The 24,919-nt window shown below is 68.3% G+C and carries 19 protein-coding genes; 10 read left to right on the forward strand and 9 right to left on the reverse strand.

Features of this window, described 5'->3' with window-relative positions:
- The first annotated feature begins 23 nt into the window (after positions 1–23).
- The 5 genes from MXA07_RS08670 (at position 24) to MXA07_RS08690 (ending at position 6,578) form a co-directional block, all read left to right on the forward strand.
- Positions 24–1,652: an amidohydrolase gene (locus MXA07_RS08670; RefSeq protein WP_247731641.1), complete on the forward strand. Its 1,629-nt coding sequence runs from the start codon at positions 24–26 to the stop codon at positions 1,650–1,652.
- Between the two features lie 195 nt (positions 1,653–1,847).
- Positions 1,848–2,279: a hypothetical protein gene (locus tag MXA07_RS08675; RefSeq protein WP_247731642.1), complete on the forward strand. Its 432-nt coding sequence runs from the start codon at positions 1,848–1,850 to the stop codon at positions 2,277–2,279.
- Positions 2,280–2,368: 89 nt separating this feature from the next.
- Entirely contained in the window at positions 2,369–3,376 is a 1,008-nt protein-coding gene (locus MXA07_RS08680) for an NAD-dependent epimerase/dehydratase family protein (RefSeq protein ID WP_247731643.1), read from the forward strand.
- A gap of 392 nt (positions 3,377–3,768) precedes the next feature.
- Positions 3,769–4,902, forward strand: coding sequence for a quinolinate synthase NadA (nadA, locus tag MXA07_RS08685; RefSeq protein ID WP_247731644.1), 1,134 nt, complete (start codon positions 3,769–3,771; stop codon positions 4,900–4,902).
- A 2-nt stretch (positions 4,903–4,904) separates the two neighbouring features.
- Positions 4,905–6,578, forward strand: a complete 1,674-nt coding sequence (locus MXA07_RS08690; protein ID WP_247731645.1) for an L-aspartate oxidase — start codon at positions 4,905–4,907, stop codon at positions 6,576–6,578.
- Positions 6,579–6,598: 20 nt separating this feature from the next.
- Here MXA07_RS08690 and MXA07_RS08695 read toward each other — a convergent pair whose 3' ends face one another.
- On the reverse strand, positions 6,599–7,873 hold the full coding sequence (locus MXA07_RS08695) for a hypothetical protein (RefSeq protein WP_247731646.1): 1,275 nt from the start codon (positions 7,871–7,873) through the stop codon (positions 6,599–6,601).
- Positions 7,874–8,007: 134 nt separating this feature from the next.
- Here MXA07_RS08695 and nadC point away from each other — a divergent pair, with 134 nt between their 5' ends.
- From nadC to MXA07_RS08720, 5 genes are all read left to right on the forward strand, one after another.
- Positions 8,008–8,832, forward strand: coding sequence for a carboxylating nicotinate-nucleotide diphosphorylase (gene nadC, locus MXA07_RS08700; protein ID WP_247731647.1), 825 nt, complete (start codon positions 8,008–8,010; stop codon positions 8,830–8,832).
- Positions 8,833–8,966: 134 nt separating this feature from the next.
- Positions 8,967–9,416: a hypothetical protein gene (locus MXA07_RS08705; protein WP_247731648.1), complete on the forward strand. Its 450-nt coding sequence runs from the start codon at positions 8,967–8,969 to the stop codon at positions 9,414–9,416.
- 132 nt (positions 9,417–9,548) lie between these two features.
- Positions 9,549–11,021: an aldehyde dehydrogenase family protein gene (locus MXA07_RS08710; RefSeq protein ID WP_247731649.1), complete on the forward strand. Its 1,473-nt coding sequence runs from the start codon at positions 9,549–9,551 to the stop codon at positions 11,019–11,021.
- Positions 11,022–11,126: 105 nt separating this feature from the next.
- Positions 11,127–12,074 carry a D-2-hydroxyacid dehydrogenase gene (locus tag MXA07_RS08715; RefSeq protein WP_247731650.1) on the forward strand — a complete coding sequence of 316 codons (948 nt, stop codon included), beginning with the start codon at positions 11,127–11,129 and terminating at the stop codon, positions 12,072–12,074.
- 44 nt (positions 12,075–12,118) lie between these two features.
- A complete protein-coding gene (locus tag MXA07_RS08720) occupies positions 12,119–12,562 on the forward strand; it encodes a hypothetical protein (protein WP_247731651.1) in 444 nt (147 codons plus the stop codon).
- A gap of 377 nt (positions 12,563–12,939) precedes the next feature.
- Here MXA07_RS08720 and MXA07_RS08725 read toward each other — a convergent pair whose 3' ends face one another.
- The 8 genes from MXA07_RS08725 to gpmI all read right to left on the reverse strand — a co-directional run bounded on the left by MXA07_RS08725 (position 12,940) and on the right by gpmI (position 24,789).
- On the reverse strand, positions 12,940–14,154 hold the full coding sequence (locus MXA07_RS08725; RefSeq protein ID WP_247731652.1) for a CARDB domain-containing protein: 1,215 nt from the start codon (positions 14,152–14,154) through the stop codon (positions 12,940–12,942).
- 311 nt (positions 14,155–14,465) lie between these two features.
- Positions 14,466–15,752 carry an O-acetylhomoserine aminocarboxypropyltransferase/cysteine synthase family protein gene (locus MXA07_RS08730; protein WP_247731653.1) on the reverse strand — a complete coding sequence of 429 codons (1,287 nt, stop codon included), beginning with the start codon at positions 15,750–15,752 and terminating at the stop codon, positions 14,466–14,468.
- A gap of 129 nt (positions 15,753–15,881) precedes the next feature.
- Positions 15,882–17,642, reverse strand: a complete 1,761-nt coding sequence (locus MXA07_RS08735) for a sensor histidine kinase (protein WP_247731654.1) — start codon at positions 17,640–17,642, stop codon at positions 15,882–15,884.
- Between the two features lie 82 nt (positions 17,643–17,724).
- Positions 17,725–18,741 carry a sodium:calcium antiporter gene (locus MXA07_RS08740; protein ID WP_247731655.1) on the reverse strand — a complete coding sequence of 339 codons (1,017 nt, stop codon included), beginning with the start codon at positions 18,739–18,741 and terminating at the stop codon, positions 17,725–17,727.
- 129 nt (positions 18,742–18,870) lie between these two features.
- Positions 18,871–19,653 carry a hypothetical protein gene (locus MXA07_RS08745; RefSeq protein ID WP_247731656.1) on the reverse strand — a complete coding sequence of 261 codons (783 nt, stop codon included), beginning with the start codon at positions 19,651–19,653 and terminating at the stop codon, positions 18,871–18,873.
- Positions 19,650–22,280 carry an alkaline phosphatase PhoX gene (locus tag MXA07_RS08750; RefSeq protein WP_247731729.1) on the reverse strand — a complete coding sequence of 877 codons (2,631 nt, stop codon included), beginning with the start codon at positions 22,278–22,280 and terminating at the stop codon, positions 19,650–19,652. Before MXA07_RS08750 ends, MXA07_RS08745 begins: the two co-directional genes overlap by 4 nt.
- 352 nt (positions 22,281–22,632) lie before the next feature.
- Positions 22,633–23,052 (reverse strand): hypothetical protein, encoded by a 420-nt coding sequence (locus tag MXA07_RS08755; RefSeq protein ID WP_247731657.1) that lies wholly within the window; start codon positions 23,050–23,052, stop codon positions 22,633–22,635.
- A gap of 93 nt (positions 23,053–23,145) precedes the next feature.
- A complete protein-coding gene (gpmI, locus tag MXA07_RS08760) occupies positions 23,146–24,789 on the reverse strand; it encodes a 2,3-bisphosphoglycerate-independent phosphoglycerate mutase (protein ID WP_247731658.1) in 1,644 nt (547 codons plus the stop codon).
- Between the last annotated feature and the right edge of the window lie 130 nt (positions 24,790–24,919).

A 24,919-nucleotide genomic window follows, 5' to 3' on the forward strand; every position in this document is an offset into this window, starting at 1 on the left:
AGGCCGCACGCACCCGTGAACGTATGACCGCTGCAGCCGACCTGGTCCTCCTCGACGGGGAGGTGCACACGCTCGCCAGTCCGGACGGAGACGGGCCGATCGTCGCCAGCCGGAGCTCAGCCGACGCGGACGAAACGCACGAGGCCGTCGCCGTCCGCGACGGCGACATCGTCCGGGTGGGAAAGACGACCGAGATCGAACACCTGCGGGGCGTCGAGACCGACGTCGTCGACTGCGAAGGGCGGGTCGTCCTCCCCGGGTTCGTCGACGCGCACACGCACATGGAAACCCTCGGTCTGTATCTCGTCCACGCCGACCTCTCGGAGGCCGGGAGCCTCGCTGATGCCCTCGACGCGCTGGCCCGCCAGGCCGAGACTGATCGCGAGTGGATCCTCGGCTTCGGGTACGACGAGAGCGAGTGGTCCGAGTCGCGCTATCCCACGCGCGACGACCTCGATTCCGTCAGCGAGGAGCGCCCGGTCGTCGCGATGCGCGTCGACATGCACACGGCGTCGCTCAACTCGGTGGCCATCGACCGACTCGTCGACGATCTCCCGCCCGAAGACGTCCGAACCGAAGGCGGCGAGCCGACGGGGATCGTCGTGGAGGACGCGGCGACGCAGGTCTGGAGCGGCTCGGAGGACAGCGACGCGGAGACGCGGGAACTGGTCACCGCCGCGATCGAGCGCGCCACCTCGCTCGGGGTCACCTGCGTTCACGAGAAGGTCAGGCACTCGCGCGCGCCCCGGATCTACCGCGAACTCGATCGCGACGGGGAGCTCGACTGTCGGGTTCGCCTCGACTACTGGAGCGATCACCTCGAGAGCGCGATCGACGTGGGCCTGGCAACCAACGCGGGGAGCGACTTCGTCGAGACGGGCGCGATCAAGTCGTTCACCGACGGGAGCATCGGCGCGCGCACCGCGAAGGTGAGCGAGCCGTACGCCGACCTGCCGGACGCTGCGGAGTCGTCCAGGTCGGGCGAATCCGGGGCGAGCGACGACGAATCGGCCGATCCCCGCGGCCAGTGGGTCGTCGACCCGGACGAACTGGCGTCGATCGCCGACGAGGCCGCCGCGAACGACTACCAGTTGACGGTCCACGCCATCGGCGACGAGGCCATCGGCGCGGCCGTCGACGTCCTCGCGGAGACACAGAACGCCGACGCGGCGCGCCACCGGATCGAGCACGTCGAACTCGCGACGGACCACCACCTCGAGCAAATGGCGGAGGCGGGCATCGTCGCCTCGATGCAACCGAACTTCCACCAGTGGGCCCGGCCGGGCGGCCTCTACGATCAGCGCCTGGGCGAGGACCGGCGCGAGCGCTCGAACCGGCTCAGCGACGCGCTCGAGGCGGGCGTCCCGCTCGCGCTCGGGTCGGATTGCATGCCCCTCGACCCGCTGGGCGGGATTCACCACGCCGTCACCGCCCCGATGGACTGCCAGCGGCTCTCCGTGACCGAGGCCGTCCGGGGCTACACGATCGGGGCCGCCTACGCCGGCTTCGACGAGGACCGGTTGGGGACCATCGAGGTCGGGAAGTGCGCGGATCTGGTGGTGCTCGAGGAGTCGCCGTGGGAGAATCCCGAGCGGATCGACGAGATCGACGTGGCGACGACGATCGTGGACGGCGACGTCGTGTATCGTTGACCGTCGGTGTCGGCGGAGGCTGCGGTCGAATGCGAGGTGCGACGGAGTCCACCGGTTCCCGAGTCGGGTCACAATCGCGGCTCGGAGGACTATCGCTCGACGCAGTTGGCCCGGCGATCACCGACCTGCGCTCCGGTCGCACGGACTGGAACGAACCAGCCGGGTTTAACTGACCCCCTCGTCGAGTTTCCCGTAATGGGCGATCGTTCCCTCGGTCACCGCGGCCTCTGTCTGTTCGTCTCCGGCGCGGGGCTCTACGTCGTCGCGAACGCCCTCCTCCAGGTGACGGGTGCGCCGACCGCCGGCGGAATCGCGTCCTATCCGTGGCTGGTGGCGATCGTCGGACTCGCGATCGTTACGGCCGGTGTCGGACTCGCCGCCGCAGCTGGCCTGTGGAACCGGTCACCGACGGGTCGTCGACTCGGATACGTCTTCGTTCTCGCGTGGGTCCTTCTCGAGGCGATCACGCTCTGGGGGTGGCTCGCCGGCCCCTGGATCGCCGTCGAAGTCGTCGGCGGTCCGATGGCGCCGCTGCTCCGGCTGTGGATCGCCCTCTCCGTCGGCTTGTACCTCTGGGGCTGGGCGGACGGTTACGTCGATCGCCCCGCCTCCGCGGACGTCGGCTAGTCCTGCTCCGGTAGGGAGCCACCGTCGTCCGCGACGGGTAGCGATCGCGCTCCGGCACCGTTATGGCTAGCCGCCGCGAGCGGATGGATATGGAGCACGCGCTCGTCATCGGCGGCACGCGATTCATCGGCCGCCACCTCGTCGAGGAGTTGCGCGACCACGACTACGAGGTGACGCTGTTCAACCGCGGGAATCACGAGAACCCGTTCGCGGACGCCGACGGCGTCGACCGCGTCCAGGGTGATCGGACCGACGACGGCGACCTCGTGGACGCGGCGGCGGTCGACCCCGACGCCGTCTTCGACTGCGTGGCGTACTACCCGCGCGACGTCCGCCAGGCCACCACCGTCTTCGACGACGTCGACGCCTACGTCTACATCTCGAGCGGGTCGGCCTACGAGCGGGAGGATCTTCCCAAACGGGAGGCATCGACGCCGATCCACTCGTGCACGGCGGAGCAGGCGGTCAGCGACGCGGACGAGACCTACGGCCCGCGCAAGGCCGAGGGCGACCGGATCGTCTTCGAGGCCGCCGAGGACGGCGTCAACGCGATGAGCGTCCGGCCGCCGATCGTCTACGGGCCGCACGACTACACTGAGCGACTGGACTACTGGATCGACCGCGTCCACCGATTCGACCGGATCGTCGTCCCCGGAGACGGCACCAACGTCTGGCACCGAGTCTACGTCGAGGACGTCGCCAGCGGCATGCGCGTCGTCGCCGAGGAGGGCGACCCCGGCGAAGCGTACAACGTCGGCGACCAGCGCATGGTCACCCTCCGAGGCATGGTCGAGCTGATCGACAAGTCGTTGGCGGCGGTCGATTCCGATCACGATCCCGGCGTCGAGATCGTCACCGCGGGCCCGCGCGAACTCGCTGCGGCCGACATCGCGATGGACGACTTCATCCTCTACCGCGACCCGCCGCACATGCTCTCGACGGAGAAGGTCGCCCGCCTCGGCTGGGAGTCGACGCCCCTCTCGACCGCGATGGAACGATCCGTGGCGGACCACCTCGACTCGGATCGGACGGGTCGCGAACACGGCCCCGACCGCGCGGACGAAGAACGGGTACTCGGCGTCCTGGACACGCTGTAGCGCTCGTATCGCACTCCCTCGCCTGCTCGTTCGGCCACTGAACCGTCGATTGTTGCCGGCCGGGTCGGTCGCTCTTGGCTAGCCACTCGATTGTCCGGTTCGTCGGTTCGGCAGCCGTGGCGTTCGATGCTGGCGGGCGGGTCATGGGTGTCGACCGTGCGCCTGAATCCGGCTCGGAGTATTCAGTGCGGGTGCGATGGGGCCGATCGCATCGACGTGACGCCGCCGTCGGCCCGTGAGATCGTGCGCTCGATACTGTCCGCGAGTCCGGAACGAACGACTGACCGTCGACGGTCATTCTTCTGTGGACCGAATTGCGGTCGAAACCGGACGTTGAAGATAAAATCTTTTCATAGCGGGCGTCCGACGTTCCGATAACCCCTGGTGTCGCCATGGTAGAGATGGAAACTGCGGACATCGAGACGGACCTGAGCCTGTTCAAGTACGACAATCTGGAGCAGCTCCCGGCCGAGTACCGGACGCTGTCGGCGGCCGAGCGCGCGCCGCGCATCGAGTCGGCCCTCGAGGAGCTGGGCGACGAGGTGGTTGTCCTGGGCCACAACTATCAACGACGGGAGATCGTCGAGCACGCCGACTTCGTCGGGGACTCGTACGAGCTCTCGAAGCGGGCGGCCGAGGCCGACGCCGCGTACGTGATCTTCGGCGGGGTGACCTTCATGGCCGAGTCCGCCGACATCATCACGGACGACGACCAGACGGTGATCTTGCCGAGCATGGAAGCCTCGTGCCCGATGGCGGGGATGGCGGAGGCTCTGCAGGTCGACGCCGCGTGGGCCGAGATCACGGCCGCGGCGCCCGACGCCGACATCGTACCGATCACGTACATGAACTCCTACGCCGACCTGAAGGCGTTCTGTGCGAGTCAGGGCGGGCTCGTCTGTACCTCCTCGAACGCCCACCGCGCGTTCGAGTGGGCGTTCGACCGCGGCGACAAAGTCCTCTTTCTGCCCGACAAGCACCTCGGCGTGAACACGGCTCACCGCCTGGGGATGGAAGACGCCGTGGCGACGTGGGATCCCTGGGATCCCGAGGGGAAGGCCCCGAGCGAGGTCGCCGAGGCCGACATCATCTGCTGGGACGGCTACTGCCAGGTCCACGAGCGCTTCCGCGCCGACCACGTCGAACGAGTCCGCGACGAACACCCCGACGCGCGGGTGGTCGTCCACCCCGAGTGCCGTCGCGAGGTCGTCGAGGCCGCCGACGTCGTCGGCTCGACGAGCACGATCTGCGAGACGGTCGAGACCGCCGAGCCGGGCGAGACGTGGGCGATCGGCACCGAGATCCACCTGGCCGAGCACCTCGCGCGCTGGCACCCCGAGGTCGAGGTGCTCCCGCTCTGCGGCGACGCCTGCATGGACTGCAACGCGATGCGCCAGATCGACCCCAACTACCTGACGTGGGTGCTCGAAGAGCTCGTCGCCGGGCGCGAGCGAAACGTCATCGAGGTCGCCCCCGAGGAGAAGGAACTCGCGGGCGTCGCCCTCGAACGCATGCTTGAGGTCTGACGATGACGGGCGACTCACCGTCGACGACGAACGCTACCGCGGATGCGGATGGATCGGCCGAGTCGACCGACGCGGACCGCCCGGTCGAATCGACCGACGTGCTGGTCGTCGGCTCGGGAATCGCCGGCTGCGCGGCGGCGCTGGGGGCGGCCCGCGAGGGAGGCGATGTCCTGCTCGTGACCAAGGCGACGCGGCCGGACGACGCGAGCACCGACTGGGCGCAGGGTGGCATCGCGACGACGGGCGGCGATCCGGCGGCCTTCAAGCGCGACATCCTCGAGGCGAGCGCGAACACGGCCGACGAGGCGGCGATCGACGTCCTGATCGAAGGCGCCGACGACGCCGTCGAAGACGTCCTCGTCGAGACGCTCGGGATCGAATTCGATCGGGTGGATACCGACGTCGACGATTCGGATTCGGACGACGATTCGGATTCGGAATACGACTACGCGCGCGAGGCGGCCCACTCGGCCGATCGCATCCTCCACGTCGACGCCTCGACGGGGACGCACATCCTCAGGCCGTTCCTCCGGTACCTCGACGACCACGATCGGATCACCATCCGCGACGACACGGCGGCACTCGAACTTCTCACCCACGAGGGGAGCGTCCACGGCGCCATCACCGACGAATCGCCGGCCGGCCACCCGATCTACGCGACGCGGACGATCCTGGCGACCGGCGGGATCGGCTCGCTCTACGGCCGGTCGACGAACCCTCCCGGCGCGACGGGCGACGGCATCGCGATGGCCGCCCTCGCCGGCGCCGGCGTGGCCGACATGGAGTACGTCCAGTTCCACCCGACCGCCTACGCCGGCGGTGAGGCGTCCGACGCCGCGGAGCGAGGGGAGCCGACCGCGACACGCGAGGAGACGTTCCTCCTTTCCGAAGCGCTGCGCGGCGAGGGCGCCGTCCTGGTCAACGGCGACGGCGAGCGCTTCATGCCCGAGGTCCATCCGGACGCCGAACTCGCGCCGCGGGACGTCGTCGCCCGCGCGGTCGCGGCCGAGCGCGAGCGCACCGGCGACGTCGTCCTCGACGTCGGCACGCTCGCAGCGCCGTTCGACGAGGCGTTCCCCGATCTCGCGGCGAAGTGCGCCGATCGCGGAATCACGAGTGAGCGGATTCCGGTCGCCCCGTGCGAACACTTCCTCTGCGGCGGGATCGATGTCGACGACCGCGGTCGGACCGGTCTCGACGGGCTGTACGCGGTCGGGGAGTGCGCCCGCACCGGCGTCCACGGGGCGAACCGCCTCGCGAGCACCAGCCTCCTCGAAGGACTCGTCTGGGGGCTACGCGCGGGTGAGGACGCCGCGCGGGCGGACGAACTGGCCGGCGCCGACGCGGTCGAACCGCCGGAACTCCGGGACAGCGATCCGGCGCTGCCGCCGCGTTTCGCCGCCGAGAAGTTCACCCGCCTGCGTCGGACGATGGACGAGGCGCTCGGGCTCGAACGAGATCCCGACGAGATCGCCCGGGCCGCGGCGGTCCTCCGCCGACTCAAAGGCGAGGTCGACGCGTACGTTCGCACGCGAACCGCCCGCGACCTCTACGAACTTCGCAACGCCTGCGTGACGGCGCTCCTGATCGCGCGGGCCGCCCGTGAGAACACCGAGTCCGTCGGCTGTCACTTTCTGGTCGACGACGCGGAGGCGGTCCCGACGGCCGACCGGTAAGCGCCGGTTCGCCCCATCGTTCACCGAAACGCCGGGGAGAACAGTTCGAACGCTTCCGGATCCGGCGCCGACGCGACGACGAGGGCCTCGTCGTCGAGGGTGAGCGCCTCGTAGCGGTCGTCACGGGTCCAGACCTCCGACTCGTCGGTCGGTTCGCCGCGTGCGTCCGTCCGCTCCCTGAAGTGTTCGTAGCCGGTTTCGGCCGCGCTCGGACTCGCCCAGCGGATGCGCCAGCGCCAGCCGAAGCGGCCGTCGGCGCGCTCGAAGGCGGTGAACGCGTCGCCGCGCCAGGCGTCGGAGACTGGCGAGCGATACCGAACCAGGTCGGAGAAGACCTCGTCTTCGGCCGATTGGCCTCGCGGGTACGCGGCCACGACGGGGAGGACGCCAGCGTGCCAGAGGGCCAGAAACACCGACTGCATGCCGAGCCGTTCGGTGTCGAGCCGGGACCAGGGAGCCGGCGGCTCGTCGGGCGCCGCGACGTCGACCGGTTCTCTGTCGGGGTACCACTCCGGCCGGAGGATCTGGCCGGTCGACGTCGGCGGGTTCTCGTGGGCGGCCCAGATCGACCGCCAGCCCTCGCGCTCGGCCAGCGCGGCGGCGAAGTCGTGTCCGTTGCAGTACGCGCCGTAGGCGAGGAGGAGGGCCGGGTCGAGTCGGTCGAGGGCGATCGGTCCGGGCGTCGAGAGGTGACAGTTCGAGAAGTCGCCGCCGCAGCCCCCGACGTACTCGTCTTCGAGGTACTGGGCCGTCCCCTCGACGAGCGCTTGCCGCGCCGCCTGGGTGTCGAAGCCGGCGGCCCAGCTCCGGTCGAGGTCGGCGAGCGTGGTCGACTGGAACTGGACGGCGTGACAGAGTTCGTGCGCGAGCAACTGGTCGTCGATGTCGTCCTCGTCGCCGACGAGCAGGAGGGTGCGCGATCCCGGGTAGTACGCGCCGGCGAACTCGAAGCCGACATCGGCTTCGAGCGATTCGACGAGCCCGAGCGCGCGATGGGCCAGGCGCTGGGTCGTCGTCGCGCCGATCACGGTCCAGTTGCGGCCCCGCTCGCGCATCTCGGCCGGATCGATCAGCCTGACCGTCGTCTCCTCGGCGATCGCGTTGCCGGACAGGTCGGTCACCCGATCGGCCACCGTCCGTGCGCGCTCGGCGAACGACGCGGAGACGCCTTCGAAGGTGAGCTCTCCGCGCCCGGCAGGCGAGGCGTCTTCGCGTGGAAGCGCACAGCCGGCGACTGCCGACGCGACCGCCCCGGTCGCGAGAAGTTCCCGTCGGGAACGGGCCAGCCGTTGCATGTAGGGTTCCATCGGGATCGGATCGTGAAATCGTTGCCGTCTGCTCGCACGGTTCGCCGTGAGGGGTCCCCGTCCCCCATCCGCACCCGGATCGGTGTGGCTAAGCGACTTCGGCGGAACGTCCGGATAGGGAGATGATCACGAGCGAGCAGATCGAACGCTGGCTTCGCGAGGACGTCGGCCACCACGACGTGACCAACCAGGTTCCCGGCCGGACGACCGGTCGACTCGTCGCGATGGAGGACGGCGTCGCGGCCGGCGTCGAAGCGGCCGCGAGCGCGTTCGAGTACCTGAACGTCGCCGTGACGAGCCGACTGGACGCCGGCGCGTCGATCGAAGCCGGGAATACGATTCTAACCGTCGAGGGCCCTGCGCGAGACGTGTTGCGAGGCGAGCGCGTCGCGGTCAACCTCGCGGGTCACGCCTCCGGCATCGCGACCCGGACGCGCGAGGCGGTCGACCGGGCTCGCGCGGAATCGGAATCGGTGCGCGTCGCGGCCACCCGCAAGACGACGCCCGGCCTGCGAGGGCTCGAAAAGCGGGCCGTGGTCGCCGGCGGCGGGGACACCCACCGGCTCGACCTCTCGCACATGGTCATGGTGAAGGACAACCACGTCGCCGAGATGGGACTGGAGGGCGCCGTCGACCACTTCGCGGATCGCGTCTCCTTCGCGACGAAAATCGAGGTCGAAGTCGAGGAGCCTGCGGACGCCGCTCGCGCCGCGGCGGCGGGTGCGGATATCGTTCTACTCGATAACATGTCGCCGACGGCCGTCGAGACCGCCGTCGACGACCTCGCTGACCGCGGATACGAATCGATACTGACGGAGGCCAGCGGCGGGATCACGATCGACGGCGTGGCGCGCTACGCCCGGACTGGCGTCGACGTCATCTCGATGGGGAGTCTCACGCACTCGGCTTCCGCGTTGGACCTCTCGTTCCGGACGGGCGAGCCGTAGCGTCGAGTCATGCGGGTCGCGGATTGGCTGACCGACCGATCCGCAGATGTCCTGCCGTTCGTCCGCCGCAGTCAGAATATATCGGAACAGACGGAACAGAAAATATTATGTCCCGGTCCTATCAACGCCCTCGCATGAGCATCACGATCGACACCGACGGTGACGAGGATCCGTGGGCGGACAGTCCGCTGTCACCCAACTTGCTCGGACTCCTTTTCGGCGTGATGGACGTGGTCGCCTTCACGGCTGCCGGCTACTTCGTTGTCGACAGCCCGGCCGTCGGCGCGCTGGCAGGAGTGGGCCTCGGTGCAGGGATCGCGCTGTTCATGCCGCTCGCGATGTCCGGAGCGCTGGAGGATGTCGCTGACGGGTCGGGCTCGGCGGATCGCGTCAATCCCGTGCGCACGTTCCACCGTCTGGCGGCGGGATTCGCCCTCATGGGCGGCTCGATAGCGATGTTCGGGTGGTATTTCGTCCAGGAGACGCTCCCGATCGGCCTCGGGATCGGCGCGGTCGTCGCCCTGGGGGTGTACGTCGCCCTCGGGTTCGGTATCCCGAACGCGACCGTCTCGTCGAGTGCCTGATCGTCTAGGTGACGTCCACCGATTGGGGCCCGCCCTGGCAGGTGGCCTCGCACACCTGATCACGTCGACGCTCCGACCGCCGGTTGCGCTCGCCGGTCGCTCGTTTTTCCCGCTCGCCGGTGCAGGTGGCGTATGTCGTCACTGCCGATCGAACCCGAATCCGGCTGGAACGTGTTGTTTCTCGACGGCGAGTGGACGAGCCCCGACGACCGAGACGCGATCGAGGTCGAGAATCCTTTTACTCGCGAACCGATCGCCACCGTCCCGGCCGCGACGACCGACGACGTCGACGCGGCCTACCGTGCGGCCGAGGCGGCACAGTCGTCCTGGGCGAACCAGCCCCCGCAACGGCGAGCGGGAATCGTCAATCGTGTCCTTCGGACGGTGGGGAAGCGCTGGGACGACGTGATCGAACTGCTCGCAATCGAGTCGGGGAGCGCGTCGGTTAAGGCCGTCGCGGAGTTGCAGACGGCCAAGGGAATGCTCCAGCAGGCCGCGAGCTACCCGTACCGGATGGGCGGCGAGCACCACGATTCGATCGTCCCCGGGAAGGAGAACCTGGTCGAACGGGTCCCGGTCGGCGTCGTGGGCGTCATCTCGCCCTGGAACTTCCCGTTTCACCTCTCGATGCGCGCGGTGGGCCCGGCGATCGCGGCCGGCAACGCGGTCGTGCTGAAGCCCGCCTCGAACACGCCGATCACGGGCGGCCTCCTGCTCGCACACCTGTTCGAGGAGGCGGGGTTGCCCGAGGGCGTGTTGAACGTGGTTCCCGGTCGCGGCTCGGAGATCGGCGACGCGGTGGCCGGCCACGAGACGCCGCGGGTGCTGGCATTCACGGGCTCGACCGAGGTGGGCAAACAGGTCGCGGAACAGGCGGCCGCCAACCTGGCGCTGCCGGCGCTCGAACTCGGCGGCAACAATGTCCACGTCGTCACCGACTCGGCCGACCTCGAGCGGGCGATCGACGGCGCCGTCTTCGGCTCCTTCCTCCACCAGGGCCAGGCCTGCATCGCGATCAATCGCCACCTCGTCCACGAGGACCACTACGACGAGTACGTGGAAGCGCTGGCCGATCGGGCCGAATCGCTCCCGACGGGCGACCCGCTCGACGACGACACCGTCATCGGTCCCGTCATCGACGAATCCCAGCGCGATTCGATGCTCGACCACGTCGCCGACAGCGTCGACGACGGGGCCCGAGTCGTGACCGGCGGCGGACACGACGGCCTCGTCGTCGAACCGACGGTGTTGGCCGACGTGACCAACGACATGCCCGCCGCGTGCAACGAACACTTCGGTCCGATCGCGCCGGTGATCCCTTACGGCGACGACGCGGAGGCGATCGAACTCGCAAACGACACCGACCACGGCCTCTCCGGGTCGGTCCACGCGACGGACCTCTCGCAGGCCCGCCGGATCGCCGACGGCATCGAGACAGGGATGGTCCACATCAACGACCAGCCGATCAACGACGAGCCCCACGTCCCCTTCGGCGGGATGAAAGAGTCCGGACTGGGCCGGTACAACGCCCACGCGATCCTCGACGAACTGACCACGACGAAGTGGATCTCCATCCAGCGCGAACCGCGGGAGTACCAGTTCTAACGGGCCCGCAGGAGGTGATCGGTACGGCGTCGGCGGGGCGAGCCGGCCGTTCCACGGCGCTCCGAACCGAAAGAACCGACTGGTCGCGCTCACTCCGTCGAACCGATGACCGACCACGAGATTCTGGTTCCGCATCGGTTCTCGCGGGACGCGCGCGAAACGCTGGCCGTCCGACTCGACGCACTCGAGGCGTCCGTGACGGTCACCGAGACCAGGGCGGAGTCGCTCTCGGCGATCGAGACCGCGACGATTCTCGTCGGGACCAGCCTGCCCGACGAGTGGCTCGACCGGGCGGATCGGCTCGAGTGGGTGCAGGCCTACACCGCCGGCTATGATCACTACGACCTCGACGCGCTCGAGGACGCGGGGATCGTCCTGACGAACGCGACTGGCGTCCACGGCCAGCCGATGGCCGAGTGGGCCCTCGGCGCGATGCTCGGCTTCGAACGCAACCTCTTCGACGCGCGCGAGCGTCAGCGCGACGGCGTCTGGCTCCGCGAGGGCGGCGGCGAACTCGCCGGTAAGACGGTCGGCATCGTCGGCCTCGGGGCGATCGGCGGGCGAACCGCCGAACTCGCCTCGGCGCTTGGCTGTCGGGTAATCGGCACCAAGCGGGATCCGTCGACCGCACCGGACGCCGTCGACGAGGTCTATCCGGCGGACGAGCTCGGAGCGGTCCTCGCCCGGGCGGAGTACCTCGTCCTCGCCTGCCCGTTGACCGAAGAGACGCGCGGCCTGATCGATCGAGACGCGCTCCGAACGATGCGGAGCGACGCGATCCTGCTGAACATGGCCCGCGGCGAGGTCGTGGACGAGGACGCTCTCGTCGATTCCCTCCAGCAGGGCCGCGTCGACGGCGCCGCGCTCGACGTGTTCGCGACGGAGCCCCTGCCCGCCGACTCGCCGCTGTGGGACCTGCCGAACGTGCTCGTGACCCCGCACGTGGCCGGTTCGACGCCCCACTACTACGACCGGATCGCGGAGATCGTCGTCGAGAACTTCGCCGCGTTCGCGAGCGGGAATCGCGACGAGATGATCAATCGCATCGTCTGAGAGGCGGGCAAACCACTACCGCCGCTCGCTTCGTCGGTGACTGTATGCTCGACGGAACCAGTTGCGATTCCGCCGCCCGGCCTCCGCAACTCGCGCAGGCGCGCGCCGGGCTCGTGGTCACGGCCTGCACCGGCGCACTCGCCGCGATTATCCGGGTCGGCCCCGCGCTCGAAACGCTGGTGTTCGGTGCGCTTGTGACTGCGTCGCTCACCGCACTGTTCGTCGCAGTCGCCGCCAGGATCGGTCCCTGTTACTCGCCGACCCCCGTTTGCCGCACGCGCTCGCTCTTCGGTCGCGTTTCGACCGGCGACACGCCACTGCACTCGTCCGGTCACGTGCTGGCGGCGAGCCTTTCGCTTGCCGTTGCCGCCGCCGTTCTCTTCGCCTGGAGCACCGGACTCGACGCACCCCGATCGGGACTCGCCGCCGCGACCCTCGCTGGCGGTCTGTCCCACGCCGTCCTCGGCTCGCAGCTCCCGCGGTCTTGAGTCGGCGAGAAGCCGGTCGACGGGCCGGGCTCGAATGCGATCAGTCGTGGGGATGGCAGTTTCGGAGGCGCTATTCCGACGTGACGCCCTCACACGACAATCCGGTGGTTCGCGAGCCTCGACCGGATTGTCCCTGCGATCGAGACCGAGGGACGGGTCGTCGCCTTCTTCGAGTAACCGACCGGTATCGACGGTGGCGGTAGCGGACAGGGCTGAGAGCGGTTGGGTCACGAACCCTCACGGGCGACGACGAACTGGTTGGCGATCGTCCCGAGCCGCGTCGATCCAGGAACACTCGCTTCGAGCACGATCGCTCAGCGGCCGTTTCGGCGAATTGGGTGGTATGCCCGGGTAATCTGGAATCATACCGACGGGAGTCAGCGTCGAACGAGACCCACCGTCGCGACGGTGAGCGCGAACAGCACCAGCACCGCGCCGAATCCCGGCATACCGTCGCCTTCGTTTCGACCGTCACCGGGGTCACTCGAATCGTCGCCATCGTCGCTCTCTCCGGATTCACCCGAATCATCACCGTGTTCGCCGTCGGCGGAGTCGCTCGAACCGGCGCCGTCGTCGGATTCGCCGGGATCCGTCACCGCCACGGTACCGACGGTCTCACCGTCGACCGTCAGCTCGACCTTGCCCGCCGCGTCGAGCGTCGTCGACAGCGACACCGTCTTCGACTCCCCGCCATCGAGCGTAACCGACGCCTCCTCGACGACCGTGCCGTCGACGCCCAACACGAGGTTGTGGGATCCGGGTTCGTCGCCGACGTTCGTCACCGTGGCCGTGACCGTCACCGTCTCTCCGACTTCGACCCTCTCGTCGTCGAGTGCGAGGTCCGACACCTCGAACGATGCGGGCTCCCCGTCGTCCGGCGGTGGCGGCGGGAGACCGCCGCCCCCGTCGCCCGAGTCCGGCGTCGTCAGCGTCAGTTCGTGCTCTCCCGTGGGGAGTTCGATGGACAGATTCCCCGCCCCGTCGGCGGTGACTTCGACGTCGACCGCGTCCGAGTGCAGGCTCTCGATCGCGACCGTTTCGCCCCGGCTCAACCCGGTGTCGTGGACGATCACCGAGACGGACTCGTTCGCTTCCGAGGCTAGATCCGCCTCGTCGGCCGCGTCGAAGTCGACGTCTGCGAACGCGAACCCCTCGAACGACCCGGTTAGCGTCACGTTCGGTGCGCCGCGGGGGGCGATCGTCACGTCGTGTTCGGTCGCGTTGACCGACGCCAGGCAGGTCAGACTCTCGTTTCGCTCCTCCAGCCGGAGCGTGGACTGGCCGGCCGCGCTGACGGAGACGGCGTCGTACCCCTCGCTGTCGAGGACGACTGTTTCCGCGTCCGGGAACGCCGGGTACGCCCGGTCCGCGGCGGAATCGTTGTCCGCGACCCGGAGGCCGCTATCCGTGACGTACACCGGGCCGCCGCCCGCGCCGTCGGCGCACTGGACCGTCGGCCCCGCGCTTTGGGCGACGGCCGACGACGATCCGGCGCCCACGGCGAGCGTTCCGAGGACGAACGCGATCGCCACGATGACGGTCCCGATCGATCGGATGCGGGTCGCCTCGCCCTGGATGCCTCTCGCTCCCATCCACTCGTCGTCTCCGCTTGCCGTCACCGCGGTGGCTGACACCATCTCGCTGTGAACCGTTCTTCAGCCCGGGCCGTTCGATCGGTATGCGCGTCCGACCGAGGTGCTCCCGTAACTTTCGGCGTTTCTCCGTTGTAGCCCAATAACTGTACTGGCCACGGACGGTCGACGGGCCCTGACGGGTACGGTGGCGGACACTGATCCGATGGCAGGGTACTCGAAGCGGACGGACACGATCCGGCGAGCGCCGGAACCGATCGCGCTCGGCAACGCGGCGTCGCATCGGGCATCGGACCTGCGGTGGCGCGAGTTCAGTCGGCCGCCTCGATCGCCCGGTCGAGATCGGCGACGATATCCTCGACGTCCTCGATCCCGACGGAGAGGCGAATCAGGTCGGAACTGACGCCGCTTGCGAGTCGCTCTTCTTCGGTGAGTTGCTGGTGGGTCGTGCTCCCCGGGTGGATGATGAGCGTCTTCGCGTCGCCGACGTTCGCGAGCAGGCTCGTCAGCTCGACCTCGTTACAGACCGTCTCGGCGGCCTCGTAGCCGCCCTCGAGCCCGAAGGTGAGCATGCCGCCGTAGCCGCCGTCGAGGTACTGGGTCGCGTTGGCGTGCGTCTCGTGGGAGTCGAGGCCGGGGTAGGTGACCCAGCCGACGTCGGGATGGTCTTCGAGGTACTCGGCGACCGCCAGCGCGTTCTCGCAGTGGCGATCCATCCGCAGGGAGAGCGATTCGAGCTTCTGGAGGGTGTTCCAGGCGTCGAAGGGCGACTGCTGGTTGCCGAGATCGCGCAGGCCCCGCGTCCGGGCGGCGATCGCGAACGCCTGCTCCCCGAAGGTATCGTAGAAGTTGACGCCGTGGTAGGCTGGGTTGTCCTCGGCGATCTCGGGGTAGTCGCCCTCGTCCCAGGGGAACGTGCCGCCGTCGACGAGAATCCCGCCGACGGTGGTGCCGGCGCCGGTGAGCCACTTCGTCGTCGAGTGCCAGACGAGGTCGGCGCCGTGCTCGATCGGGTTGGCGAGGTACGGCGTCGCGAACGTGTTGTCGACGAACAGCGGGACGTCGTGCTCGTGGGCGATGTCGGCGATCCGCTCGATATCCGGCGTGACCAGCGCCGGGTTGCCGATCGTCTCGAGGTGGACGAACGCCGTGTCGTCGTCGATCGCCGCCGCGTAGGCCCCGTAGTCCAGCGTGTCGACGAACTTCGTCTCGATCCCGCGGCGGGTGACGCTGTGGCTGAGGTACGTGTAGGTCCCGCCGTAGAGCGACGACGCCGAGACGATGTTGTCGCCCGCCTCCGCCAGCATGAACGTCGCGAGGTCGAACGCCGCCATTCCGGACGACGTCGCGAGTGCGCCGACGCCGCCTTCGAGGCTGGCGACGCGCTCCTCGAGCATCGCGTTCGTCGGGTTCATGATCCGCGAGTAGATGTTACCGAACTCCTCGAGGCCGAAGAGCGCGGCCGCGTGGTCGGTGTCGTCGAACTCGTAGGACGTCGTCTGGTAGATCGGCGGGGCGCGGGCGCCGGTCGCGGGGTCAGCATCTTGGCCCGCGTGGACGGTTCGCGTGTCGAATCGACGTGGAGTCTCGTCCGTCATGGCTCCGTCTCGGGCCCCCAGTCGTAGTAAACCGACTGTCGCGTCGGATACTGCCGCTACCAGTGACGCCGGGTCCAGCCGGATGTGGCGCGCTTCGATTCGGTACCCCTCGGGTGGATGCCAGGATCGTCAGGGGGTGTCGGCCTGCTCCGTGCGTTCGTCGACCGTTTCGTCCGGCGTCGACGCCGGTTCGTTGGACCCGTCCTGTGGCAGCGACACGGTCACGGTGGTTCCCTCCGTCCCGGTCTCGAACGAGAGGTCGCCACCCAGCGCCGTGGTACACCACTGGACGATCCAGAGCCCGAGGCCGCTCGCGTGGGTGAGCGGCGTTTCGTCTCCGTCCTCGATCGCGGCCAGCTCGGCCGCAGGAATGCCAGATCCGTTGTCCTGAACGGCGATGGAGACGCGGGACGCATCCGTCCCTTTACACTCGATACGCACGCGAGGAACGCGCTCTCGTGAGTGTTCGAAGCCGTTTTCGAGCAACGTGACGAACAGCAACGTGAACACCGGCTCGACCGTGGTCAGTTCGAGGTCGGCCGGAATCGATAGTTCGAGTTCGCTGGGTTCGCCTCGGGCCGCCACGACTCGCTCGTGCGTGGCGATCGATTCGAACTGGGTGGCGACGTCGATGCGAGTCGTCGGGCCGTCGAGAGCGTCGACAACGCGTTCGAAGTCTCGCGCTTTCTCACCGATGTCGAGTAGCGACTGGACGTCAGTCTGGGCCCGCTGCAGGTGGTCGATGGCGTCCTCGTCGTCGATCCCGTCGATCGCGAGGTCGATGTAGCCCGTGACGACGTTGAGGTCGTTTCGAAGGTTGTGACGCAACACGCGGTTCATCACCGTCAGGCGCTGCTTGCGTCGGCGCCGCTCGGTGACGTCTCGGAAGACGAGCACGTACCCGACGCGTGCGTTCCCCGGACCCGCCAGGTCGGAACTCGAGACGGCGTACTCGACGTATTCGCCTCCGGGTCGACACGCGATTTCTTGCTCGGATCGGCGCGGGTCGATCGTCGTCTCGGCGGGGAGTCGTCGGTCGATGGTGGAGCCGAGCGTGGTGTCGTCGTCGAGATCGAACGCCGCGGCCGCGGCCGGATTGAACTCGACGATCCGCTCGTCTCGATTGGTGACCACGACGGGATCGTCGAGATCCTGGATGGCTCGTCGCTGGGCCAGGCGTCGGGTCGCAGGACTGAACTCGAACATATCCCCGCCGATGAACGCGTACGCGTCCAGCGCGACGTGGGGCAGGAACATGAGCGGCGTGAGATTCAGTTGCGGGTAGGGACCGATTTCGGTGATCCACGCGAGCAGCGCGATCCCGGGGGCGACCGCACTGAGTGCGACCGCGAGCGCTTCTCTCCGGAACAGCGGGCCGTAACTGATCACGGCTTCGAAGAGGACGAGCATTCCCGCGGTGACGAACGCGGTCCCGATGAGGACGGCGAGGTACGCCGCGGCACCGAACTCGTAGGAAACGGTCGCGACGCCGAAGACGGGGTCGAGCCGAAAGTCGCTCCAGACGTACTGGTGGGCCGGGTTCGTCCAGATCAGCCCGATCGCCGCGAGTGGGATCGAGACCAGTAGGGCGAACCACGAACTCCTGACCATGGCGCCGCGTCCGGTGTAATCGAGCCCGAACGCCAGAAAGGAGATACCGCTTCCCATCGTCGCGCTCCAGGTGAGCATCTCGAGCCGGAGGCGCCAGAGCGGATCGAAGACCAGCAGCGAGACGGCGTAGCCGAGACACCAGACGACGACCGTCACCAGCGTTACGATGAACCAGTCGACGCCTGGTTTCCCCCGATGCCGACGGAGCGCGTAGAGGACGTAGAGTGCGCCGGGAACGGGAAGTACCGACCCGATCACCGGCCAGGGCGCCTCGATCACGACCGAGTCGTGGCGACTCTCCTACGTACGCGTTGTGGCCGACAGCGCGGTACGCGGGGTTCGGCTGACCCGGGCGGGGGACTCACGTCGCGGCCGGCAAGAGCCGCGTGAGACCCACGCTTTCGAGGACGAGCCAGGAGACGAACCCGCCGTAGAGCACGAGCAGCAACCACCCCTCAGCGTGAGAGAGGAACATCTCCGTCCGCGAAATCGTGAAGAAGACGATCGTCGCGACGACGAGGAAGGCCATCATCGGCACGACGTGGGCGAACGTGATGGCGAGCGAACCGGCGACGAGCACGCCGGCCGGGATCGCGACCAGCAGATCGAACGTGTTCGAGCCCAGCACGTTCGCGATCGAAACGGTCGGCCGACCCGACTGGGAGGCGGCGATGCTGACGAACGCGTCCGGGAGGCTCGACCCCGCGGCGACGATCGTCATCCCCCAGAGGAATGCGGGCGTCCCGAAGGCCCTGCCGAGCCCGATCGCCGACCGGACCAGCCCCTCGACGCCGATCACGATCAGGACCAGTCCGGCGAGGAAGACCCCCCAGCTTCGAGCGAGGTGGACGTTCGCATCGGGCAGTCCCTCGGATTCGCGCGCGTCGAGGTACTGCGTGAAGAGGTACAGCGCGTAGAGGACGAGCGGGATCAACGCCAGTCCGCGCGTGACGTCGCCCGTGATGAGGTCGCCTCCGGCCTCGCCCGGGTAGTAGATCACCGACAGCGAGAACGTGAGCAACAGCGTCGCGACGGCGAGCATGTAGAAGAGCGACTCCTTGTAGACCAAATCGCGGTTCGTCTCGATCCCGCGGCCGATGACGACGGCGACGCCCGGAATGACGAGGAGGTTGAACACCGCCGACCCCACGATGGCGCCGACGCCGAGTTCGAACTCACCCCGCACGGCCGCGAGGAGCACGCTCACCAGTTCCGGCGTGCTCGACCCGACCGCGGCGATGACGGCGCCGTGAACGACGGCTGGCACGCCGTACGCGGCGGCGAGGTCGGCCGCCGCGCGTTCGAGCCAGGTACTCCCGACCCAGACGACGGCCGTTCCCACGACGGCGATCGAGAGCAGCGTGAGGACCTCGAGCATGCTGGCGGTCGTTTGGGACGACCTCAAATAAAAACAGTCGATGTGGTGCGCACCCCGATCGCTCGTTCCGGTCGGCAATCGGGCGTCGTTCGAGTCAGTCAGGGGGTGTGAGTGGCCGTCTCCGGCGCGTCAGGATCCGCGCCGGGAGCGGCCCGCGGCGACGGCACAGAGGGCGAGGACGGCAGCAAGGGGGCCGAACCCGGGAACTTCGTCAGCGAGGACCGACTCGTCATCGCCGGACCCGGTATCATCGGGCCTGCTATTGGCGGACCCGCTATCGTCTTGGTCCGTGGGTCCCCCGCTACTCCCGGGCGAGCGACCGTCGCCCGCCCTTTCGACGGAGACCGTACCGGTATCGGGACGCACGTCGATCGCACTGCCGTCGTCCGCGTCGACTTTCGCGTCGGTTACCTGGATCGCGATGTCGCCCGATTTGGGCGGCGAGACCTCGATCGTGGCGAGCGCGACGTCCTCGGCGCCGGCGGCGATCTCGTCGTCGAGGTCGGCGGCTTCGACGGTGACCGATTGGCCGTCGGCGTCGAGGACGGGGTCCGTGGTAAGGCCGAACGCGTCCGGATAGGTGGCGTCCTCGAACGAGGCACCGGACTCGCCGTCGATGGTGAGCGTCAGGTCGTACCCGGCCAGGCCGTCGGGGGCCTGTGTTAGCACGACCGGGACCGATGCCTCCTGGCCGGGGGCGACGGTGGCATCCTCGACGACGAGCGCCGGCTCTGCCTGCTCTGCTGGGAGGGCCGTTCCGTCAGGTGTACCCCCGACGACGCTTCCGGCGAGCAGGATGACGAGGGCCGCCAGGACCCCAGTCGCGATCGCCGTTTTCCAGCCGGGAGACCTATCGGGTGACCGCTGGTGCCCGTGGCGAGCGGGATCCGCGGCGCGGCTGAGCGGGCTCACAGTTCGTCGTAGAGGGCGGTGACGTCGTCGTAGTCGATCCGGCCGTTCTCGTTGAAGTCGAAGGCGTCCTCGTTGAGCTGAACGGCGTCGTCCTCCAAGTGTTCGAACAGCGTGACGACGTCGTCGTAGTCCAGGCGGCCGTTCCCGTTGACGTCCTCGAACAGCCCGTCTCCGTCCGGATCGGTCGGCGCACCGATCCCGCCCGGGTCGTCGCCGATCGGCGGTGGCCCGACGATCACGACGCCGGGTCGCCGACCCGGCTCGATCGCCCGGCCGGCATCGTCGTCGAACGCGTTGACGTCGACGGTGACGTCCGTCGTCCCCGTCTCCACTCCCTCGAATTCGATGGTGGCGAGCGTCGTTTCGCCCGCACCGGGGTCGATCATTTCGTCGATGTCCGCGAATCGAAACGCGACGGTGGCGCCCTCCCCGCCGATGACGGGCTCCGACGTGAGTTCGAACGCGTCGGCGTACGACGCGTCGGTGATCCTCGCGACCGACGGATGCTCGACGGTGACGGTGACCCGCCCGCCGGAGAGGCCGTCCGGCAGCGACGAGACGGTCACCGCCAGTTCGCCCGTCGCGCCGTGGCCGACGGCGAGCGAGCCGGCATCGACGGTGGCCGGCGGCTCGTACACCCACATGGCGTCGTTCGGGTACGAGCGACCGAAGCTTCCCTTGTCCTCACACAGCAAGAGTCGACCGTCATCCAGCGCGTAGACGTTGTCGACGTTGATGAGCGAGACGTCCTGGAGCGAGCCTGGATCGCTCGGATTCGGGCCGACGACGACCGGTTCGAGGCGGTCGACGTCGTACTCGGGCCCGAGTTCGGCCCGGTAGAGGACGCCCGTATCGACCTCGTCGAATCGCAGGTCGCCGCGCTCGTCGGTCATGTACCCGCCGAGCGACGAGATACCGAAGTAGACGTAGTCGCCGGGACCGGCGTCGTCGACGGCGTCGATACCCTCCGCCTTGTTGAACTCGACGGTGGCGCCGATCTCCTTGGCCGCGGCCCGCGTCTCGAGGAACGGCACCCGGCGGAGGGATTCGTCGACGTCGTCCGGGCCCCGTTCGTCGTACTGGCCGGCCCACTCGACTATCTCTTCGTCGGTGACGTAGTCCTGGTTGCCCTCGATCGCGACCGCCTCGTCGGCTTCGCGGAGCGCCCCTTCGAGGTCCTCCTCCCAATCGGTCTCCGCGTGCGTCTCGAGGTAGTCAACCTGCGTCACGTCGTCGTAGTCGGCGATCCAGGACTCGATCTCCCCGTTGCTCGCGGTACCGAGTTCGAGCCACTCGACGTCGAGGTCGATCTCTCCGACGGCGCCCTCGCCGTCCTCGGTGGCCTGCATGGCGTACAGCGTCCCGCGGACGTCGGCCCGGTCGTCGTAACTCGGGATCGGCTCCTCGGCGACGAACTTGTAGATGCCCTTGGCCCCGCCGTCCGAGGACAGGTAGACGGTGCGCTCGTCGGGCATGACTTCGGGGCACTCCCAGGCGGCGCGGCCGAAGACGTGGTGCTTGACCGGCACGGGTTCGTCGCTCGCCGGGTTCGTGACTTCGACGATCTTACCGTAGCGATACCGGTTCGGGAAGGGACCGTCGATCGGCGTCGCGGTGTTCTCGCCGTCAGATCGGTCGATCGGATCGGCGCCGAGGTAGTACGCCAGCTTCTCGACGCCGCTGTTGGCCCAGATCCCCATCGGGTTCCAGGCGTCGTCGCCGAATATGTCTTCGAGCGAAGCGGGAACCTCGGTCAGGTTCGGGCGATTGAAGAACTCGCTCCCGCCTCGCAGGCCGACCCCGCTTTCGGCCGCGACGATGTCTCCCACCGTCGCCAGCCCGTTCACGCGCGGGTGGCCGTAGTCCTCTTCGGCGGACAGCGGCGTCCCCCACGGACTCAGGTCGCCGTAACAGTTGATCTTCGTCCCGCCGATTTCGCGGAACGCCGGCGTGTTCTCGAGTTCCATCGCTCCGTCGAGATCGGCCGTCCAGGAGCCCGATTCGTCGCGACTGAGCGGCGTCCGCGTGATACAGCCGGGCGTCGTCTCGTTGTTCGTAAAGAGATAACCCTCGGTCCCGGCGTCGTCCGTGGCCACGAAGAAGTTCATGTCGGGATTGTAGCCGACCGACTCGTAACTCTCGCCGACGAGGTCCGCGACGTCCGTTCCGTCTGGCGTCTGGGGGTGCCCCCATCGTTCGCTTCCGCCGTTTATCTCTTCGCCTTCCTGAGCGAGGTACGTAAAGTCGCCGCCCGCCGATTGCACCCGTCCCCGTTCGGCCTCCGTCTGGGGTGGTTCGAGTTCCTCGAAGTCGCTGTTCGATCCGTCGAGTTCGAACTGGAACCCCTCGAACACGCCGATGCCGGCCCGGTCGAACGGCGCCGGGTTGTCGCGACTCGGGTGCTGGACGCTGAAGACCAGCTCACCCGTCTCGAAGACGAAGGGACCCGTCACCTCCGCACCGCGGGCCGTGGTCAGAAAGCGCTTCAACCGCCCGTTCACGAACGGTGCCGCGGGCGTCTCGTGTTCCTCCGGCCGGTCGCTGGCTGCCACCGAGCCGATCGTGCCCGATCCGATCGCGGCCACCGTCGACGTTGCGAGCAGACTGCGTCTGGTGAATTCCACCATGCACGTCAGTCGAGTACTCATCACCGTATTACATTTTATAATATTGATATATTCGGCCAGGGACGAAGCGGTGTGGGACAACCTGACTCAATACTGGCCCGGTCGATACATACCACGCAATAGACGGTGGAATCAACAGGGCGAGATATGTGGAAGTGAATTGGGACTTCGTGAAAAAAGTGGATGTGAGTGGGAATTCGAGGGGAGTGGGTGGGATGGGGTGTGAGTGGAGATTCGAGGGGAGTGGGTGGGATGGGGTGTGAGTGGAGATTCGAGGGGAGTGGGTGGGAATTCGGGGGGATGGGGTGTGAGTAGGGGATGGGTGGAAGCGTGTGAGTGACCAATTCGGTCGTTACTCGTTCGCCGCTTCGTCGGCGGACGCTCGAATCGAGTCGGCACGGCGACGAACCCAATCACAGTAGCGCTCAATTTCCGCCGGCGTGGTGCCGTAGAACGACGCCACCCAGTTCGTGTCGGCCCAGGGAGCGCTCACGAGGTAGGCCGCCATCGTGTCTTTGCCGGCCTGCACGATCTCCGGTGGGACGCCGCGATCACCCGTCCCGGCCTCGACGAACCCGTTCACGTCGAAGTAGACGTCCGCGTACAATCGCACATCGTCGAGCGACTCGAACGTGATCTCGGCGTGGTCGGGAGCGACGAATCGATACCGATCGGTCTCTGCGTCCGTGTCGCGTTCGACGATGGCGATCCCGAAGCCGTACGATTCCACGGTCGATTCGGTCGAGTCGTCAGTGGCTGGCACCGTGGCCATGGTGGTCGAGGCGAGACCCGAGGGGGTAATGGTTTATAATAGCCCTATGTACCGCTCCAGAGCCAGCCGTTGGGAGACGTTCTCCACCGCATCTCAGCTGTCGAGGAGTGACCGACCCGTCATCTCCGACGGTCGATCGAGCCCGATCAGCGAGAGGAGCGTCGGTGCGAGATCGGCGAGCGTCCCGCCCTCGCGGATCGACCGCTCGCCGTTCCCACCGTCGCGATCGAGGTAGATGACGGGCACGTCGTTCAGCGTGTGGGCCGTGTGCGGATCGTCGGCCGTCCCCATGTCGTCCGCGTTGCCGTGGTCTGCGGTTATCAGCGTGCGGGCGCCCGCCTCCGCCAGCGCCCCGACGAGGCGACCGAGCTGCTCGTCCACCGCCTCGACCGCGGCGACCGCCGCGTCGAAGTCGCCGGTGTGGCCGACCATATCCGGGTTCGCGTAGTTGAGCACGAGGACGTCCGGATCGTCCGCCCGGATGCGCTCGATCGCCGCGTCGGTGACCTGGCGGGCGCTCATTTCGGGCTGCTCGTCGTAGGTCGGAACGTCCGGACTGCGGACGATCTCCCGGCGCTCGCCGTCGAACTCGACCTCGCGGCCGCCGTTTAAGAAGTACGTGACGTGGGCGTACTTCTCCGACTCGGCGATCCGCAGTTGCGTCTTCTCCGAATCGGCCAGCACCTCGCCGAGGACGTTCTCCGGCTGGTGGGGCGGGTAGGCCACGGACAGATCGAACGTCCTGTCGTATTCGGTCAGCATCACGACCGCGGCGTCGGGCGGTGACGTCTCGATTTCGGGCGACCAGTCGCCCGGTCGGATATCGGCCAGCATCCTGGTCAGCTGCCGCGCGCGATCGGCCCGGAAGTTGAACCAGACGACCGCGTCGCCGTCCTCGAGCGCCGGTCCGCCGTCGATCAGCGTGGGTTCGACGAACTCGTCCGTCTCGCCCCGGTCGTAGGACGCCTCGACGGCGTCGACCGCCGACGCGGCGCGGTAGTCGGCCTCCCGGTTCGCGATGGCGTCGTACGCGCGCTTCGTTCGTGCCCAGTTCTGATCGCGATCCATGGCGTAGTATCGCCCGGTGACGGTCGCGACGCGGCCGGTTCCCTGCTCGTCGATCACGTCCTCGAGCGTCGCGAGGTACTCGCGTCCGCCGGTCGGCGAGGTGTCCCGGCCGTCCGTGATCGCGTGCGTGACGGCCTCGACGCCGCGGTCGGCGGCGAGTTCGATCAGCGCGTGGAGGTGGGCCTGATCGGAGTGGACGCCGCCGTCGCTGACGAGGCCGAGGAAGTGAACGCGGCCCCCGTGCTCGCGGGCGGACGCGAACGCGCCGTCGATCGCCTCGTTCTCGCCGAGTTCGCCGGATGCGATGTCGTCGGTGATCCGGGTGTACTCCTGGTCGACGACCCGACCGGCGCCGATCGTGAGGTGGCCGACCTCGCTGTTGCCCATCTGGCCAGTTGGCAGGCCGACGGTCCGGCCTTTCGCCTCGAGTTTCCCGACCGCCCCGCGGGTCGTCAGCTCCTCGAAGACGGGCGTGTTCGCCGCGGCGACGGCGTTGCGACCGGCGTCCTCGGCCCGCTCGGAGCCGACCCCCGGTTCCGTCACCGTTCCGTCGATCGGTTCGGATCCTGCGGACGATCCCGTCGTCCGTCCGTCGGCCGACAGTCGGTCGCACAACGGGTCGCCGTCGCCCAGGCCCCAGCCGTCGAGCACGATCAGCGCCGCGTCCATGCGCGAACGGACTCCATCGCCGACCAACTAGCTATCGCTCTCGCCGCGGTTCGATCGGGGCGGCGGGGAAACGGCGAGCGGGGTGGCCGGTCGGCCACCGCGAAGCTTTTGGCGGTGCCGTCGGATGGGC

This window comes from Halovivax limisalsi, assembly GCF_023093535.1.
Taxonomy (GTDB): Archaea; Halobacteriota; Halobacteria; order Halobacteriales; family Natrialbaceae; genus Halovivax; species Halovivax limisalsi.